The sequence below is a fragment of the Metabacillus niabensis genome, assembly GCF_902829255.1.
Classification (GTDB): Bacteria; Bacillota; Bacilli; order Bacillales; family Bacillaceae; genus Metabacillus; species Metabacillus niabensis.
Window position 1 is genome coordinate 1 of record NZ_CADEPK010000128.1, and the last position, 1,582, is coordinate 1,582.

Consider the following 1,582-nt stretch of genomic DNA (forward strand, 5'->3'; position numbering starts at 1 on the left):
AAGTAGTAACAATTGTTCTTTCCGATGAACAGCTTTGGGGAGTCGATTTAAGTGAAATCAATAAATTAGTCGATACAGTTACAGATTTTCTTAATAGAATGATAGAAAAGGGAGTACAGGAAGCGCTTATATTATTTTTAAAGGGTGAGATTAATGAAAGCGTTTATTAAAATCCATGAACAGGATAATGTAGTTGTTGCTGTAAGAAAATTAGAAATAAATGAAGAGATTTTTGTAAATGATTGTTCTATTCAAATAAAAGAGGTAATCGAAAAAGGTCATAAAGTTGCAATAAATAGAATATTACATGGTGAAAATGTTATTAAGTATGGATTTCCAATAGGTCATGCAACGAAAAATATTGAACAAGGTTGTTTAGTACACACTCATAATACAAAAACGAATTTATCAGGTGTTGAAGAATATGAATATCATCCAGTATTCCAACCTATTCCATTTAAAAATGAATATAGGACCTTTAAGGGCTATCGTAGACAAAATGGTGAAGTTGGGATTCGTAATGAACTTTGGATAGTTCCAACAGTAGGTTGTGTAAATGGCATCGCTGATCAAATCATCCGAGAGTTTAAAAATCGTGTTGGAGATATAGCACCATTCGAACATATCCAGGTTTTAAAGCATAATTATGGATGCTCTCAGTTAGGTGATGACCATATCAATACGAGAACAATTTTATTAAATGCAGTAAAACACCCTAATGCAGGTGGAGTGCTAGTATTAGGACTTGGCTGTGAAAATAATGACATTGAAGAATTTAAAGAAGCATTAGGGGATTACAATACATCTCGAATTAAGTTTTTACGCTCACAAGAGGTATCCGATGAAGTAGAAGAGGGTGTAAATAGGTTACTTGAAATTTTTGAAGATGCGAAAGATGACCATCGAGAGGATGTGCCACTTTCAGAATTAAAAATAGGCTTAAAATGTGGTGGCTCTGATGGATTTTCAGGAATTACAGCAAATCCACTTCTAGGAAGGCTTTCAGATTTTCTTGTTTCGCAGGGTGCTACAACTGTATTAACAGAAGTACCTGAAATGTTTGGGGCGGAAAAGATCCTTATGGAACGAGCAATCAATGTGGACATATTCGAAAAAATTGTTGAGCTAATTAATGATTTTAAACTTTATTTTCAAGCACATAATCAACCAGTATATGAAAATCCCTCCCCAGGAAATAAGGCAGGAGGAATTACGACCTTAGAGGATAAATCACTTGGCTGCACCCAAAAAGCAGGTATTGCACCTGTAGTGGATGTATTAAAATACGGAGAGGTCCTACAAACAAAAGGGCTAAACTTACTAAGTGCGCCAGGAAATGACCTGGTTGCTTCTACAGCTTTAGCTGCTTCAGGATGTCAGCTTGTTCTATTTACAACAGGGAGAGGGACTCCATTTGGTACCTTTGTTCCTACTATGAAAATTTCAACAAATACACAATTATATGAAACAAAGCGTCATTGGATTGATTTTAATGCAGGTACTCTTATAGAGCAGCAATCACATGATGATTTATTACAAGAGTTTATTACGTATATTATTCAAGTAGCTAGTGGAGAATATG

General features: G+C 34.8%; 1 protein-coding gene. It reads left to right on the plus strand.

What is annotated here, in order from left to right; genetic code table 11:
* Positions 1-153: 153 nt before the first annotated feature.
* Positions 154-1,582 (plus strand): UxaA family hydrolase (locus HU235_RS10940; protein WP_174880246.1); only part of this gene is annotated, 1,429 nt, incomplete at its 3' end.